At 62.4% G+C, this 15207-nt stretch carries 16 protein-coding genes and 1 tRNA gene; 5 read left to right on the top strand and 12 right to left on the bottom strand.

Annotated features, from left to right (window positions below; genetic code table 11):
* Positions 1-16: 16 nt before the first annotated feature.
* Entirely contained in the window at positions 17-547 is a 531-nt protein-coding gene (locus tag Q8M85_RS16915; RefSeq protein WP_305546742.1) for a GlxA family transcriptional regulator, read from the top strand.
* A 310-nt stretch (positions 548-857) separates the two neighbouring features.
* Positions 858-1256: a helix-turn-helix domain-containing protein gene (locus tag Q8M85_RS16920; protein WP_305546744.1), complete on the top strand. Its 399-nt coding sequence runs from the start codon at positions 858-860 to the stop codon at positions 1254-1256.
* A gap of 250 nt (positions 1257-1506) precedes the next feature.
* On the opposite strand, the gene Q8M85_RS16925 is transcribed toward Q8M85_RS16920, so the two are convergent.
* The 5 genes from Q8M85_RS16925 to Q8M85_RS16945 form a co-directional block, all read right to left on the bottom strand.
* Positions 1507-1728, bottom strand: a complete 222-nt coding sequence (locus Q8M85_RS16925; RefSeq protein WP_305546746.1) for an AlpA family transcriptional regulator — start codon at positions 1726-1728, stop codon at positions 1507-1509.
* A gap of 221 nt (positions 1729-1949) precedes the next feature.
* A tRNA-Ser gene (locus tag Q8M85_RS16930) sits at positions 1950-2039 on the bottom strand.
* An 81-nt stretch (positions 2040-2120) separates the two neighbouring features.
* Positions 2121-2834 (bottom strand): alanyl-tRNA editing protein, encoded by a 714-nt coding sequence (locus Q8M85_RS16935; protein WP_305546747.1) that lies wholly within the window; start codon positions 2832-2834, stop codon positions 2121-2123.
* Positions 2831-5266: a DUF3772 domain-containing protein gene (locus Q8M85_RS16940; protein WP_305546749.1), complete on the bottom strand. Its 2436-nt coding sequence runs from the start codon at positions 5264-5266 to the stop codon at positions 2831-2833. The genes Q8M85_RS16935 and Q8M85_RS16940 overlap by 4 nt, the downstream gene beginning before the upstream one ends.
* On the bottom strand, positions 5263-6297 hold the full coding sequence (locus Q8M85_RS16945) for a cysteine synthase A (RefSeq protein ID WP_305546751.1): 1035 nt from the start codon (positions 6295-6297) through the stop codon (positions 5263-5265). The genes Q8M85_RS16940 and Q8M85_RS16945 overlap by 4 nt, the downstream gene beginning before the upstream one ends.
* Positions 6298-6538: 241 nt before the next feature.
* Here Q8M85_RS16945 and Q8M85_RS16950 point away from each other — a divergent pair, with 241 nt between their 5' ends.
* Positions 6539-6859 carry a hypothetical protein gene (locus Q8M85_RS16950; protein ID WP_305546753.1) on the top strand — a complete coding sequence of 107 codons (321 nt, stop codon included), beginning with the start codon at positions 6539-6541 and terminating at the stop codon, positions 6857-6859.
* A 37-nt stretch (positions 6860-6896) separates the two neighbouring features.
* On the opposite strand, the gene Q8M85_RS16955 is transcribed toward Q8M85_RS16950, so the two are convergent.
* The 6 genes from Q8M85_RS16955 to Q8M85_RS16980 form a co-directional block, all read right to left on the bottom strand.
* The gene (locus tag Q8M85_RS16955) at positions 6897-7913 is read right to left on the bottom strand and encodes a GlxA family transcriptional regulator (RefSeq protein ID WP_305546755.1); all 1017 of its coding nucleotides are present in this window, start codon (positions 7911-7913) and stop codon (positions 6897-6899) included.
* A gap of 244 nt (positions 7914-8157) precedes the next feature.
* Positions 8158-9240, bottom strand: a complete 1083-nt coding sequence (locus tag Q8M85_RS16960; protein ID WP_305546757.1) for an ABC transporter ATP-binding protein — start codon at positions 9238-9240, stop codon at positions 8158-8160.
* Positions 9241-9243: 3 nt separating this feature from the next.
* On the bottom strand, positions 9244-10065 hold the full coding sequence (locus tag Q8M85_RS16965) for an ABC transporter permease (RefSeq protein WP_305546759.1): 822 nt from the start codon (positions 10063-10065) through the stop codon (positions 9244-9246).
* A 16-nt stretch (positions 10066-10081) separates the two neighbouring features.
* Positions 10082-10927 carry an ABC transporter permease gene (locus tag Q8M85_RS16970; protein ID WP_305546761.1) on the bottom strand — a complete coding sequence of 282 codons (846 nt, stop codon included), beginning with the start codon at positions 10925-10927 and terminating at the stop codon, positions 10082-10084.
* Positions 10928-11009: 82 nt separating this feature from the next.
* Positions 11010-12134 carry a spermidine/putrescine ABC transporter substrate-binding protein gene (locus Q8M85_RS16975; protein ID WP_305546763.1) on the bottom strand — a complete coding sequence of 375 codons (1125 nt, stop codon included), beginning with the start codon at positions 12132-12134 and terminating at the stop codon, positions 11010-11012.
* Between the two features lie 127 nt (positions 12135-12261).
* Positions 12262-13155 carry a LysR substrate-binding domain-containing protein gene (locus Q8M85_RS16980; protein ID WP_305546765.1) on the bottom strand — a complete coding sequence of 298 codons (894 nt, stop codon included), beginning with the start codon at positions 13153-13155 and terminating at the stop codon, positions 12262-12264.
* A 99-nt stretch (positions 13156-13254) separates the two neighbouring features.
* Between Q8M85_RS16980 and Q8M85_RS16985 the strand changes: the two genes are divergently transcribed.
* Positions 13255-14031, top strand: coding sequence for a creatininase (locus tag Q8M85_RS16985; RefSeq protein ID WP_305546767.1), 777 nt, complete (start codon positions 13255-13257; stop codon positions 14029-14031).
* Between the two features lie 162 nt (positions 14032-14193).
* Here Q8M85_RS16985 and Q8M85_RS16990 read toward each other — a convergent pair whose 3' ends face one another.
* Positions 14194-14583 (bottom strand): VOC family protein, encoded by a 390-nt coding sequence (locus tag Q8M85_RS16990; protein ID WP_305546769.1) that lies wholly within the window; start codon positions 14581-14583, stop codon positions 14194-14196.
* Positions 14584-14646: 63 nt separating this feature from the next.
* Between Q8M85_RS16990 and Q8M85_RS16995 the strand changes: the two genes are divergently transcribed.
* The gene (locus tag Q8M85_RS16995) at positions 14647-15204 is read left to right on the top strand and encodes a TetR/AcrR family transcriptional regulator (RefSeq protein WP_305546771.1); all 558 of its coding nucleotides are present in this window, start codon (positions 14647-14649) and stop codon (positions 15202-15204) included.
* Positions 15205-15207 lie beyond the last annotated feature (3 nt).

The following is a 15207-nucleotide window of genomic DNA, read 5'->3' on the forward strand; positions in this document are numbered from 1 at the left end:
GCCGGAGCGTGTGCTCGTGTCATCCGGCGTGGATCATCGCCTTGTAACGTCAGGCGGCAACGCCTCATGGACTGACCTTGCATTCTATATCGTAGCCCGCTTCTGCGGTGAGGATGAGGCTCGGCGCACTGCCAAACTGTTCCTGTTCGGTGATCGCAGCAACGGCCAGGCCCCCTTCGCCGCGCGCGTGCGCCCTCCGCTGCATGACGATGCTGCCATCGCCGCGGCGCAAGTCTGGATCGCCGAGAACTATGCGGCCCCCAATCCCGTAGCAGGAATGACGGCCGTTTCCGGGTTGACCGCGCGGACCTTCAAGCGTCGTTTTGAGGCGGCAGCGGGCTACGCGCCGCTCGACTACGTGCAGTCGCTGCGCATGGAAGAAGCGAAGCAGATGCTGGAAGCTTCCGACACGCCAATCGACGCAGTTGCCGAAGAGGTTGGTTACACCGAGCCAGCCGCCTTCCGACGCCTGTTCAAGCGATCAACTGGCATCTCTCCGCTGCAGTATCGGCAGCGCTACCGGCAGATGACTGTTCCGAAACAGTGAGGCCGCAGAGCGTTAGTATCGACAGGTCTTTCGCAAAGTGGACTAGAGACCACATTGTTCGGCGGGAAAGATGGCTCCCAAATTCGTTCAAACAGCTCCCAAGATTTACGACCAAAGGTTCAGCGCTGAAGGCAGTGGAAAGTTCGGACATCCCCGACCGGCTGGGGCAAAATGCATCCCCATCGAGGTAAGCACCTTTCTCTAGGACTTTGCGTTCGCAGAAGTCCCAAGGCTCAACATCTAGGCCCCACCCGACCGCACCGATGCGCTCAGGTAAATATCTCATGTGACCAACCACATGAGAGAACACATGACCAACCCCTATCAAAACACCGCAACCGCACGACTCATCGCCGAACGTATCCGCGACCTTTCCCACAAAAAGACCCAGGCCGAAATCGCCAGCGAGGCGGGCTTCCCGAACGCGAACATGATGACCTTCCTGAAGAACGGGCGGAACAAGGTGCCGATCGACCGCGTGCCCTCACTCGCGAAGGCGCTGGAAGTCGATCCGGCGTATCTCATGCGTCTTGCACTTGACCAAGCGGTGGGCGCGACGGCGGCGAAGGCGATCACCGACATCTTTGGCACGCCCGCCACCGAGAATGAGTGCGGATGGCTAAACGAACTTCGCGATGCGTCGGAAAACAGCGATCCACGGATCACCGCGCGATCACGTGCAACACTTCGGGGTATCTTCGGTAAATGAGTGCGGAGGAGGACAAAACGGTCTTCACGTTGCCCACCGCCCCGGCGGGACAGTGGGACCACCTAACGAGGAACGAGCAGACTTGGATCGAGTTCATCCGCGTGATCTCCTGCGGCGGTGACCCTCGCCTCACCCCGAACCATGTTCGCGCGCTGCGCGAACTCTTGGACACGGGATGAGGCGTCGGATGTGGATAGTCAGCCGTTCCCCTTTTCGCTACGGCGACCCACAGTCGGACAGGTGAAATTGGTCAGGCTGCGAACATGCCTTCAGCAAGGCAGGCCTTCAACTGGCCCTCGTGCGCGATCAGATCCGAAAGCCGCCAGCGGGTGCAGTTAGGGCCGATGGCGAAAGCTTTCGGGAAATCACCCTGGCGCTTCCAGCGCCAGATACTGTCGGTGGAAACGCCGTAACGTTGGGCGACCTGATCGACCGAGAGGTAGAGGCTGTCTTGGTTGGCAATAGTGTTCATGGTTGTGCTTCTCATGCTGATGTGGCGCGCGACCATCGCGTCCGTCACTGCCTTTACGCACGAGATCAGAATCTGTCGCTTGGCATTTTCAGAAAATCAGGCGTCACTGTCATCATCATTATCGACCAGATTTCCAGCGCTCTGAGGAAGTTGGTTTCTATGTTGGTCTTGATCCGAAGGCGAAAATTATGGCAATAAAATCAGCTAGATATGAGACGATATGGCGGACAGTGAGGGATTCGAACCCTCGAGACGGTTCCCCGCCTACACACTTTCCAGGCGTGCGCCTTCGACCACTCGGCCAACTGTCCGTCGGAGGGCTGATACCCCGGCTTAAGTGGCCTGTTCAAGGGGATATCTTGCCGTGCCTCGAAAAACCGGATGGATCGGGCTCAGGCCAGAGTGATCGTCACCCGGCGGTTCTGGCGCCCCTTGTTCTCGATCTTGCCGATTTCGATCCGACCGATCTCGGAGGTTCGACGGACATGGGTGCCGCCACAGGGTTGCAGATCCACCAGAGTGTCGCCGTCCGTAATCCGAACCAGCCGCACCCGGCCCTGCCCCATTGGTGGACGGACGGACATGGTCTTGACGAGGCCCGGATTTGCCAGCAGTTCTGCGTCGGTGATCCATTCGTCACTGACGATCAGGTCGCGGGCGATCAGGCTGTTCAGCGCCTCTTCCAGCGCAGCCGCATCGCCAGGCGGTTCAGGCATGTCGAAGTCGAGCCGCCCCTTGTCAGCGCCAATCTGGCCGCCCGTCACCGGCAGAGGGATCACCACAGACAAGAGATGCAGCGCCGTATGGATGCGCATGTGGCGGTGACGACGGGTCCAGTCAATCAGCTGGCGGGCCGCAGCACCCACGGGAGGCATTGCCACCGGCTCGGCCGGGACCAGCGCGATACCGGCGTCGACCTTCAGGGCCGTGGCGATCGGCACCCGCGCAGCCCCCCAGTCAAGTAGGCCACTGTCGCCCGGCTGTCCCCCGCCCGTGGCATAGAAGATCGACCGGTCTACCACGATCCCGCCTTCGGGTGTGTGGCCGATGACGCAGCAATCAGCGGCGGTCTGGTAGGCATCGTCACGAAAGAGCAGCTCGGTCACCGTTCGGCCCCTTTCACATCGACCGCAGGCGCCTGCGGCTTGGGTTTCCTGGTATTCAGCAGATCCCGCTCCTGTGCTACCAGCTCGGACAGCGCCAGCACCGCGTCAGCCGCCTTCATCGGGTCGGGCGGCGCCGGGGGTGCCGGAGGCGGGACGATGTGGATGCCCTCTTCGGCCAGCCGTTGCAGCAGACGGTGATTGATGTCGCTGCGCACCTGCACGCCGAAGTTCACGTCGCGCAGGATCACCCGCATCTCGAAGGTCAGCTGGGTGGCGGTATAGCCGGTGAAGACGATGACCGGCGGCGGATTCAGAATGGCAAGCGGCTGCTCCTCTGCGATCTCGCGCAGAAGCTTCTCGACTTTCCGCGTATCCGATCCCAGCGCCACCGCCACCGGCACGATGATCCGGCCAGAGAGGTTGAAGCGGGTCCAGTTGGTCACGCGGCCGGTGATCAGGTCGGCGTTCGGGACGATGACATCGTTGCGGTCGAAAGTCTCGATCCTGGTCGAGCGAACGCTGATCGACCGGACCTTGCCTTGCACTGTGCCGACCTCGATCCAGTCGCCCTCGCTAACCGGGCGTTCGACCAGAAGAATGATCCCCGAGATGAAGTTCGAGACGATATTCTGCAGGCCGAAACCGATACCGACCGAAAGGGCACCGGCGACAATCGCCAGGCCGGACAGGTCCAGCCCGGCCGCGTTGATGGCGATCAGCGCGGCGAGAAAGACGCCGACATACCCGACTCCCGCGACAAGGGCGGTCTGCCCGCCCGGTTCCATCTTCGTCTTTGGCAGGATCGTGGTGCGCAGCGCCCCCTGGAACAGTCGCGTCAGCATGTAGCCGATCACGAAAACCGCCGCGAAGATCATGAAATTCGACGGCGAGATCGTGGTGCCGCCGATGCGGAAGCCTTCGGTGAACCGGTTCCATATCTCGGTCAGGTCAGAGAACCGCGCGCCCCAGATCAGCGCCAGTACCGGCAGCGCGGCAATCGCAAGAAAGAAGCCCGCCAGGACCGGAACCAGGGCGTCCTGGGCAGTCTCCTCGGACCGGGTGATCAGCGCCCAGGCATCTCCGATCAGGCGTTGAAGGATGAACAGGAAGGCCACCAGCGCGAAAGACATCATCGCAGGATAGATCACCGCCTCGGCAGCCTGGACATAGCCCAAGGCGGCCAGAACCGGCCCGAGTATGCCCAGCACCGTCAGCGCGCGCGCCAGAAGCTGGATCAGCCGCAGCGAATAGCTGGAGGACCGGTCCTCGGCCTCGCGCGTTCTGCGGAGTGTTCGGCCCAGACGTAGCAGCACAAGTCCACCAGTCAGCAGGATCGGGAAGGACATGACCGAGGTCGTTGCGTCGGAGTAGGCCTGCGCATCCATCGCCGCGCTGCGCAGCATGTCGGCGGCGATCACCAGGCCCATCATCACCGACAGGAAGCGTCCCTCGGCCCGGCGCTCCGGCGACAGGGGCAGTACCGCTCCATCGCCCTGGATACGTGGGAATGCGCGCGCTCCAAGCCACGCGGCTGCAAAGGCGACGAAACCCGCAGTTGGCAATGTCACCGCGATCTGGCTTCCAACATCGCCCAGCATGCCACTGGCGATCAGCGCCCAGGACAGCAGGACGACCCCGATCGTTGGCAAGACAATGCCGCCCATCGAGGCAATCAGCGCCCAGAAGTGCCGCCCCCGGACCGAAGCGCCTTCCTGCAAACGTTCGGCAAAACGCTCGATCCAGCGGCGGACATAGATCACCAGGGCCAGAGCCACGATGACCAGGCTGACGATCAGCGGCAGGTTGTCGAACAGCTCTTCCCGCGCCTTTGGGTCATCCCACGCCTCGATGGCCTCGTCCCAGAGGCGTTGCACCGTGTCGGCGAAACCGATGGCGGCCTCGGGCCAGTTGCCGGGGTTCAACGGTGAGGGCCAGAGCTGCAGAAGCTGGTCGGCCTGACGTTCGCGCAAGGTGCGGTCGATCTCGTCGATCAATCCGTCGGCGCGGCGATAGGCCTCTTCGGCGGCGATGCCGGGGGCCTGGAGCTTGACCAGTTGGCTCGCCAGTTCCTGTCGGCGGACCGATATCTCGTCGGCCTCGGTCGCTCCGTCCGCAGGCGGAAGCCCCAGCGCGTCGATCTGCTGACGCACTGTCGCTATACGTGCGGAGTTGGCACTTTGCGCGTTCAGAAGGGCTGCGCGCCACTTCGCCAGCTGCGCCCGGATTTCCTCCATCCGCTCGGACGAGGTGTAGCGGTTGCCAATCTCGGCCTCGGCCCGCTGGGCCATCCGCTCCCACAGCGCATAGTCAAGTTCGCCCCCGTCCGCGACCGGTTCCACGGCCGGGACCGGCGTCCCTGTCTGGTCCTGGGCCAACCCTGGCGCAGCCGCCAGCGCAAGGGCCAGGCCCAGCCAGAGAAGCAGCCGCCTCATGCGTCTTCGTAGACCGGCGGGATCGGACGGGCGGGACGGTCCAGCCAATCGGGGACCGGCAAGCCCTTCTCGCGCAGGAAGGTCGGGTTGTAGATCTTGGACTGGTAGCGGCTGCCGTAGTCGCACAGGATCGTGACGATGGTCTTGCCAGGCCCCATGTCCTTGGCCATCCGCATTGCGCCCGCGATGTTGATGCCGGTCGAGCCGCCCATGCAAAGACCTTCGTCAGTCAGAAGATCGAAGATGATTGGCAGCGCCTCGGCGTCCGGGATGCGGTAACTGAAATCGGGGGTGAAGCCTTCCAGATTCGCCGTGATCCGCCCCTGCCCGATCCCTTCGGTGATCGAGGTGCCGGGGCTTTCCAGCTTGCCGGTGGTGTAGAACGAATGGAGCGCCGCGCCTTCGGGGTCGGCCAGACCGATCTTGACGCCCTTCGACTGCAAGGCCTCGGCCACACCGGCCAGCGTGCCGCCCGACCCAACCGCGCAGATGAAGCCGTCGACCTTGCCGCCAGTCTGCTCCCAGATCTCGGGCCCGGTGGTTTCGATGTGGGCCTGACGGTTCGCCACGTTGTCGAACTGGTTTGCCCAGATCGCGCCGTTGGGTTCGGTCTTGGCCAACGCCTCGGCCAGACGGCCCGAATAGCGGACATAGTTGTTCGGATTGCGGTAGGGTGCCGCCGGGACCTGCACCAGTTCGGCCCCTGCCAGCCGCAGCATGTCCTTCTTCTCCTGAGATTGTGTCTCGGGAATGACGATCACCGTGCGGAAGCCCATCGAGGCACCGACCAGCGCAAGGCCAATCCCTGTGTTGCCCGCCGTCCCCTCTACGATGGTGCCGCCCGGTTTCAGAAGACCCTTCGCCACCGCATCCTTGATGATGTACAGCGCCGCCCGGTCCTTGACCGACTGGCCGGGGTTCATGAATTCAGCCTTGCCGAGAATGGTGCAACCGGTCAGTTCCGAAGCCTTCTTCAGCTTCAAGAGCGGCGTGTTCCCGATCGTGTGGGCCAGATCCTGATGAATGCGCATGGGCAGGTCCTTCCTTGGTCCCTGATGGTGTATTGGGGTCGGGGGGCAAACTCAAGGCGTGAGGGAAGCCGCCGGCAGCCGCGTGCAGCCACTTGTTGACAGACACTTCTCTCCGTCCGAAGCTCCTCCTGTCATCTCTGGAAAGATCCCGGCCACCGCCAGTCCCCCTTCGACCATTTGCAGCGCGTCTGCACGGCCTTCGGGCCGAACCTCGCAGAATGGTCAAACGAAGGAGATTACCATGATCGATGACGATGACATCCCCGCCGAAGGCGTCTTCACGGACCAACGGATCTGGGGCCTCCCCGCGAAGCTCTGGTGGCAACAAGAGGTGATGCGCGCCTTCCCGAAGGTTGAGGACCGGCTGAAAGTGCTTGAACCGCTGGAGGCCGCGATGATCAGATACGGGACAACGACGCTTCTCTACCATCTCGAAGAGGTTGCAGGGCACTACGTGACCTTCGATTCCGCGGAGGATGAAGAGTTCATCTACGTCAATGTCAGCCTCGGCGGGCCGATCCTCATCGACTTGCCCGAGGAGCTTCTGCGCGAGCTGAACTAGGCCATCACTACCGGGTGGGGCCATCGGCCCTACCCTCCTATCTCAGGCTGGACGGGCTGACCTTGAAGCGGTTCTTGTATGCCTTCGAGAAGCTGGACCGCGAATTGAAGCCGGTCGCGATGGCAATTTCCAGGATCGACAGCGTCGTCTCGCTTAGAAGGTTGCGGGCTTCCTGCAGGCGCAGGCCAAGGTAATAGCCCTTGGGCGTTTCCTGCATCACCGTCTTGAAGATGCGCTCCAGATGGCGCGGCGTCCGACCGAAGATCGCGGCCAGCTCTTCCTGGGTCAGCGGCGCGGAGATGTTCTCCTTCATCGCGGCGATCACCTTGGCAACTCCGGGGTGCCGGGTCAGCATCGCCTTCGGATAGATCGCCTTTTGCACGACGTCCGCCTCGCGATGACGCCCGTGCAGGCACATCTCGGCGACCGCGTCGGCAAGCTTCTTCCCGTGATCTTCCGCGATCAGGGCCAGCATCATGTCCACGCCGGCTTCGCCCCCTGCGCAGGAAAAGTGCTTCTTGCCGATGACGTAAAGCTGTTGCAGCGGCTCGACATCGAAAAGTTCGCGGAAGGCGGGGCGGTTCTCCCAATGCACGGCAGGGCAGTCTTCGCCCAAAAGACCCGCCCGCGCCAGCGTATAGGCCCCGGTACAGATCGCGCCGATCCCCCCACCCTGCCGGACATGAGCACGCAGCCAGCTCAGCACGCTGCGGTCGGCCGCCTGCGCATCGGTGCCGGAACAGACGATCACCGTCGTCTCGCGCCGCAAGGGCATCAGGCCGTGATCCACCTCGATCCGCACCCCAGCCGAGCTTTCCACCGGCGCGCCATCCATGCTGAAGAGGCTCCAGCCGTACAGAGGCTGCTGGGTCAGCTGGTTGGCGATGCGCAAGGGTTCGATGGCCGAGGAGAAGGCCAGAAGCGTGAATTGCGGCAGGGCAAGGAAGGCGAACTCGCGCGTTTTGACCGTGCCGGACACCGGTACATAGGCCACCCCGCGCGGGATGACCGCTCGTGCCTCATGGAAGCGGCGTCCATCGACGTAAAGTGTCATGGTGCGTTCCTTCTGGATAGCCAGTGGTCAGTCATCTACTGGAACCCTGCGCTGCTGCGTCAAGATTGCCACTATCCGCTTCGCAACCCGCGACATTGCATTTCGGCATAGCGGCACCTGGTTCAACTGCTGCGACGACAGGCCACCACCCTGAAGGAGTACAAGGCGCATGGTGCAGTGCTCAGTGGCAAGATCGACGGCGACCGGCCCGAGACGGGCGCTTGGAAACGGATAGACCCCGGGATCAGGCTTCGGCGACAAGGTGGCCATCCTGCGGGTTCCACCAGGCATAAAGGCTTTGGCCGATGTCCGTGGGCAGATCGGCGATCTCGTCATGCCCTTTCTGGACGCGGATTTCCTGGCCCTGCGCAGTTTCCAGATACAGCGTCGCGGTTGCGCCGACGAATTCCTCGCCGATGACCCGGACCGGGACGACGTTGACCGCGCCCGCAGGTTTTTCCACGCTAAGATGGGTCTTGGTGTCCAGAACGGTCAGGGTGGCGGCCTCGCCCACCGCAGCAACTTGCCCGTACAGCACGAACTGTCCCGTCGGCGTCTCCAGAACCTGGCCCTGCCCGCCCGCGCGGACCTTGCCACTGAACAGGTTCGACGACCCCAGGAAATCGGCCACAAAGCGCGTGCGCGGAGTGCGGTAGATTTCCTGTGGCGTGCCGATCTGCTCGATCACGCCCCGGCTCATGATGACGACCCGGTCGGCCATCGAGAAGGCTTCAGACTGGCTGTGGGTGACATAGACGAAGGTGATCCCTGTCTCGCGCTGGAGGTTCTTCAGGACCGACTGCATCCGCACCTTCAGCGCGGCGTCCAGTGCCGACAGCGGTTCGTCCAGCAGCAGGATTTCGGGTTCCACCACCAGCGACCGGGCCAGTGCCACGCGCTGCCGCTGGCCGCCGGAAAGCTGGCTGATGTTGCGCTCGGCGAATTCTGTGATCTGCATCCGGTCAAGCCATTGCTCGGCGCGCTTGCGACGTTCCGCCTTTCCCACCCCGCGCATCTTCAGCGCGAATTCCACGTTTTCGCGGACGTTGAGGAACGGAAACAACGCCAGGCTTTGCCAGACCATCGGGGTGTCCCGGCTCCAGGTCGGCAGGTCGTTGATCGGCTTGCCCGACAGGCGGATCACCCCTTCCGTCGGAGCCTCAAGCCCGGCAAGCATCCGCAGCGTCGTGGTCTTGCCGCAGCCCGAAGACCCCATGATCGCCAGGAACTCGCCCTTCTTGATCTCGAAATCCAGCTTCTGCACGGCCACGAACGAGCCGAAGGTTTTCACCACACCTTCAAATGAAACGAGTGTGTCGCGGCTCATGGCTTACTCCTTGTCGGCGGGCTTGGCGCCGCGACCGGACAGCAGAAGCTGCGCCAGGATCACAAGCGTCATGGAGAGGATGAAGACGAAGGTGCCGATCGCATTGATCCGCGGGCTGACCTGGCCTTGCAGGAAGCCCAGAACCTTGACCGGCAGCGTCTCGTTCAGACCCGAGACGAACCAGGCCACGGCGAATTCGTCGAACGACACGGCCATCGTGATGAAAAGGGCACCGAAGATCGCCGGAGCGCAGAAGGGCACGATAACATGGCGCATCGCCATCCATTCGGATGCGCCCAGGTTCCAGGCCGCAGGTTCGAGCGCCGGGTCCATCTGGCTAAGGCGCAGCCGGATGATCGCCATTGCAAAGGGCGCGCAGACAACGACGTGGCTGATGATGACCGACAGCGCATTGCCCGACAGGTTGATGCGGCTGAGGTAGGCCAGCATGGCGAGACCCAGGATGATGACCGGGATCGTCGGCGGCAGCAGCGCCAGGGCCAGGTAGACCTGCTTGCCCGCGAACTTGTAGCGGTAGTCCGTATAGGCCGCCCCGAAGCCAAGCGCGGTCGAGACGATGCCGACGATCAAGCCGACGAAAAGGGTGTTGCGCGCGCCGTCCCAGACCAGCGGATCGGTGGCGACGGCGCGGTACCAGTCAAGGGAGAACTCGCCCAGCGGGATCGAGGGGAAGCGGTCCGAGTTGAAGCTGAAGACGAAGCTGGCCGCGATGGGCGCGAAGACGAAGGCATAGGCCAAGACGACGTACAGCATCAGCGCCCAGTCAACGGTCCGGCTGCGGTTCAGTTCGGCAGAGCCGCTCATTTCGACTTCCCCCAGATCATTTCGACTTCCCCTTGTAGGCAAACTTCACCGCTGCGAAGGCCACGACCATCAGTGTGCCGATCATCGTCAGCGCGATGACGGCCGCTCGGGGCCACTGCTGGCCGGATTTCGTGGTATCGGTGATCAGGATCGACAGCGTCGTCGGCTCACCCCCGCCCAGGTAGACCGGGCTGACGAAGTCACCGAACGCAAGGATGAAGCAGAACAGCGCCGCGATCACCAACCCGGTTCGGGCCGAGGGGATCACCACCTCGAACACGGTGCGCAGCCGCCCGCAGCGCATGTTGTGCGCCGCCTCGATCAGGGTGCGGTCGATGAAAACCAGGCTGAAGAGCTGCAACAGGACCACCAGCGGGAAGGCCAGCGTCAGGTAGCCGATCATCGTGGCACCCACGGTGTTCAGCATCTGGAACGGCCCCAAGCCGATCCCGCCTAGGATCACGTTGATGATCCCGTTGTCGGACAGGAAAATCTGCCAGGAATATATCCGCACAAGGTAGCTGGTGAAGAACGGGATCACCATCAGGAACACCGCCCAGCGCCGCGCGGTGTCGCTTAGCTTGAAGGCGATGGCGTAGGAGGCCGGGAACGCCAGCGCGCTGGTCAGCACCGCAGCAGCAGCAGCCAGCGTCAACGTCGTGCCGTAGGCCTGCCAGAAGACGGCACGTCCATAGATCGTGGTCCAGTTCACCGGGTCGAAGTCCGGCTGCATCACGAAGTTCTTGACCGTCCAGAACGACAGCGCGACCAGGAACAGCAGCGGGAAGACGAAAAACAGGACCTGCCAGATCAGAAGCGGCAGCGAGAAGGTCAGACCATAAAGGGTAATCGGACGTCTCATCTTCAGACTGCGCTCCGGATGGGGGCAGATCGGCAGCAGAAGCGCCGCCGGTCTGCAAAGTCATTGGATCGGCAAGGCTCCGTCAGGACCCTTTGTACTCGGACCAGAAGTCGTTCCAGGTCTCAAGGTCCTGCTGGACCGGCCACTGACGATACTTGATCCGGCCCGCGCGGATCATGTCCATCGCGTTCCCGGCATCCTTGGTCATGCCCTGGCGCTTGGCTTCGTCCGGGTTCTCGGACTGCAGGACCTCCCAGCCCTTCGCGTTCGGGATCAGCGCCGGATAGGCTGCCATCTGCGCCGACTTCGCCTGACCCTTGGCCGAGGTGATGTACTGGATCCACTTCTTCGCGAGATCCGCCTTGGCCGAGCCCTTGCCGATCGAGAAGCATTCCGACCACTGCAACCCGCCCTGCTCCGGGATGACCGACTTCACCTTGGCGCCGGACTTTTCCAATACGCCGGTGATCCAGTCGCCGATCCCGCAGAACGCCAGCATCTGCCCGTCGTTCAAGGACGAGAAGGTGCCACCATAGTCGAAGAACCCGCCGACTTGGCTGCGCAGCGACATGGTCTTTTCCTGCACCGCAGCCCAGGCGGCCTCGTCGATGTCATAGGGGCTGGCGTTGCCGGTCAGAAGGCTCATCTGCCCCAGGTTCGGCAGGTGCCAGTCGAAATGCCCGACCTTGCCGGTCAGTTTCGGGTCCCAGAAGACGTCGTAGCTGGAGGCTTCCGCTTCGGTCAGAGCGTCGGTGTTGTAGGCGACACCCAGAAAGCCGAAGCGGGTGACCAGCGAGAACAGCTTTCCGTCAGCCCAGTTGCCGGGAAACTGCTGGAACTCGGGGAAATAGTCGTCCAGCGCATAGTCGGCGGGGTCCAGTTCCTCGACATATCCGGCTGCGTTCAGTGCCTGGACGTATTCGGCGTCGGACAGGATCACGTCAAAGGTGCCGGGCGGAGACTGCGAGATCAGGCCCAGCATGTTGTCGCCGCCGGTATAGTATTTCGGCACGAACTTGACGTTCATCTCGGCCTCGAACTCGGCGACGATGTCCGGCTCGGCATGGCCATACCAGGCCAGCATGGTCAGCTCGGTCGGCGCAGCGAAGGCGCGGCGCGACAGCATGGGCGTGGCCAGCGCGGCCGCCCCCGTGGCAAGCAGCGAGCGCCGGGTCAGGCCCTTCGCAAGCGGATCGATCCTGGTCATCTTTGCATTCCCTATCGTCGTTGTGTTGGCTTTATTCTTGCCGCGACGTTAGGGGAATGTATCAGGCAGACAAAATCGGTTCTTGAAATCCATTGATAAGCACCCGTTATGCCTGCCTGCATCTTGATCAGTTTGGTAACGGCTTCACCCCTGAACCGACACTTTCCAGGCTTGCCACAAGGTCGCTGACCAGTTGCAGACCTGCAGGCGACAGGCGGGGATGCTTGTAAAACAGACCCACGCGCAGAGGTTCCAGGTTGGGCAGTCCGTCCGCTTCTCCTAGTTCGCGCATCCCGGGAAGCAGCGTGGCGCGGGTCAGCGCCGTCACGCAAATCCCGTTCAGGACCGCGTTCTGCAAGCCCGAGATGCCCGGACCTGTATAGACGATGCGCCAGCGCCGGGCTGCGCCATCCAGCGCTTCGATCATGCGGGATCGATAGTCGCAGCCTTCTAGGTGCGCTCCCAAGGGAACCGGCCTGTCGGGGGCCAGGACCATCGACTCGGCCGCCGCCCAGATCGGCTGCTCTGTCCAGGACCGCGACAGGTAGGGCATCCGCGCCGACGGCATGGTGGCGACGATGATGTCCAGATCGTCGGAGCGCATCTGCTGGTGCAACTCGCGGCTGAGGTCGCAATGAATTTCCAGGTCGACGTCTGGGTGGTTGCGCAGAAAGCCGGTCAGCGTGTTCTGCAGGAAGGCAACGGCATAGTCGGTGGGCAGGCCGATCCGCAACACGCCGGTCATGTCCGAGCGATGGAAATACCGCACCGCCTCGTCGTTGATCCGCACCATCTCGCGCGCATAGGACAAAAGCGCCTCGCCAGCCGGGGTTGGGTGGATCGCCCTGCCCTCCTGTGCCAGCAGCGGCGTTCGAACAAGCTCCTCAAGTCGTCGGATCTGCAGCGAAATCGCGGGTTGGCTGCGACCCAGTACAGCCCCGGCCTTGGAGTGACCGCCAAGCTCCACCACCGCGATGAAGGTGCGCAAGAGGTCGGTCGGAAGGTTCGTCAGAAGTGCCATTGCATTTGCCCCGCCAATGGAGCCATTGCGACTATATATTTTCCTTATGCACCTCTGGCAACGTAATTTCGATCATCCCCTTTGCAGGTTATGGTCCAGATGAAACATACCACCGCCTTCGCGTCAGAACTCACCTGGCCCGACTACGATACCGCCGTACGCGGCGGGCAGACACCGATCCTGATCCCCATCGGGTCGATGGAGCAGCACGGCCACCACATGCCGTTGCACGTCGACGTCCTGCTGCCCACCGAATTCGCCCGCCGCGTCGCGCTCGAGATAGGCGCCCTCGTGGCCCCCCCATTCACCTACGGCTACAAGTCGCACCAGAAATCGGGCGGCGGGAACCATCTGCCGGGGACCACCAGCCTGGACGGCGCCACGCTGGTTGCGGCGCTGAAGGACGTGGTCAAGGAGTTTGCCCGCCACGGCGTGCGCAAGATCTGCCTGGTGAACGGCCATTTCGAGAATTCGTGGTTCATCGTCGAAGGCATCGACCTTGCCCTGCGTGAGCTGCGCTGGGACGGGATCACCGATCTGAAAGTGGTCGTGCTGTCTTACTGGGATTTCGTCCACAAGGAGGCGATCGCCAAGCTTTACCCCGGCGGCTTCCCCGGCTGGGATGTGGAACATGGTGGTGTCCTTGAGACGTCGCTGATGCTGGCACTTTATCCTGAACACGTCCACCTTGACCGTGCCGTTGACCACGCGCCCGCGACTTTCCCGCCCTATGATGTCTACCCGGTCAAGCCGGAATGGACGCCCTGTTCCGGCACTCTCTCCTCGCCCAAGGAAGCCTCGGTCGAAAAGGGGCATATCCTCCTGGATGTCTGCACGACGGGAATCGTCAGCGCCTTGCGGGCCGAGTTCGGCTGATAAGGTTCATCATTGCCTCCCTGCGACTAGAGGGGCCGCTTCCGGCCCCTTTTTCTTGATCCACCACCCCCGCCGCAAGGAGAGTGGGGATCGCGGTCTTGTAGGGGCCGATGGGCAGACGGAGCGCATGGACGCATAGTCTGTGGTGCAATGGCGGGGCTGTTACCTGATCGGCGAGCTTACATCGACCAAGGTGCCAGCGGGATCGCGCAGCAACAGGCGTCTTTGTCCGTAAGGCAAATCTGTCGGCTCTTGAAGGATCTCGACCTTCATCGCAGTCGCCTGACTATAGGTCGCTTCGACGTCGGTCACGACGAAGGTCAGCATGACACCGGACGGGCCGCCAGACACCCCCGCAGGACCAGACACCCCCGCAGGAATTGTGTCGTGATCCTGGTCCAGCACACCCAGCTCGAATCCGGGCATGTCATGGTGTGACAGAATGACGAACCAGCCGAATTCACCCGTCCGCTTCATCCCGATCAGATCCTGATAGAACTGGGCCGTCCCCGCGACATCAGTGCAAAGTATGTTCGTGAATGCTCTGTTCATGTGCTCTCCTGATCTGCGCCCGGCGCCACATACACTGGTGTATGTTGCCTATCGCATGCACTGGTGTATGTCTACCTGATGGATTCGCCCCCGCTTACACCCGCCGACTGGCTGAACATGGCGGTGAAGGAACTGAAGGAGCGTGGCCACGGTGCGCTCAAGGCGCAACCCTTGGCGAAAGCGCTCAACGTCACGCGGGGAAGCTTCTATCACCACTTCGACAACCTCGAAAGCTTTCACGCCAAGGTGATTGCACACTGGTCTGAGATTTCGAGCGGGCAGATCATCCGCACCGCGCGGGAAATGGCACCGCCCGAACAGGCGCTTGATGACCTCTTGCAGAAGACTTTTCAGTCCGGTGAGGCCTTGGAACGCGCGGTCAGGGCATGGTCAACTGTCGATCCTGCCGTCGCCGCGGCAGTCGCGAAAGTAGATGTGGCGCGCATCGGAGTTGCCGAAAATATCCTGATCGATGGCGGGGTTCCGCAATCTGCAGCCAAATCTCGGGCACAACTGATGTATTGGGCAGCAATTGGACGGCTGATGATGCCATTCCCGGCTGAAAACGTTCTATCGCAAGCCGAGATTACAGAGCTTGCGCGCCTGATGTTGCGGCCTTGATGC

Source organism: Tabrizicola sp. (genome assembly GCF_030694085.1).
Lineage (GTDB): Bacteria > Pseudomonadota > Alphaproteobacteria > Rhodobacterales > Rhodobacteraceae > Tabrizicola.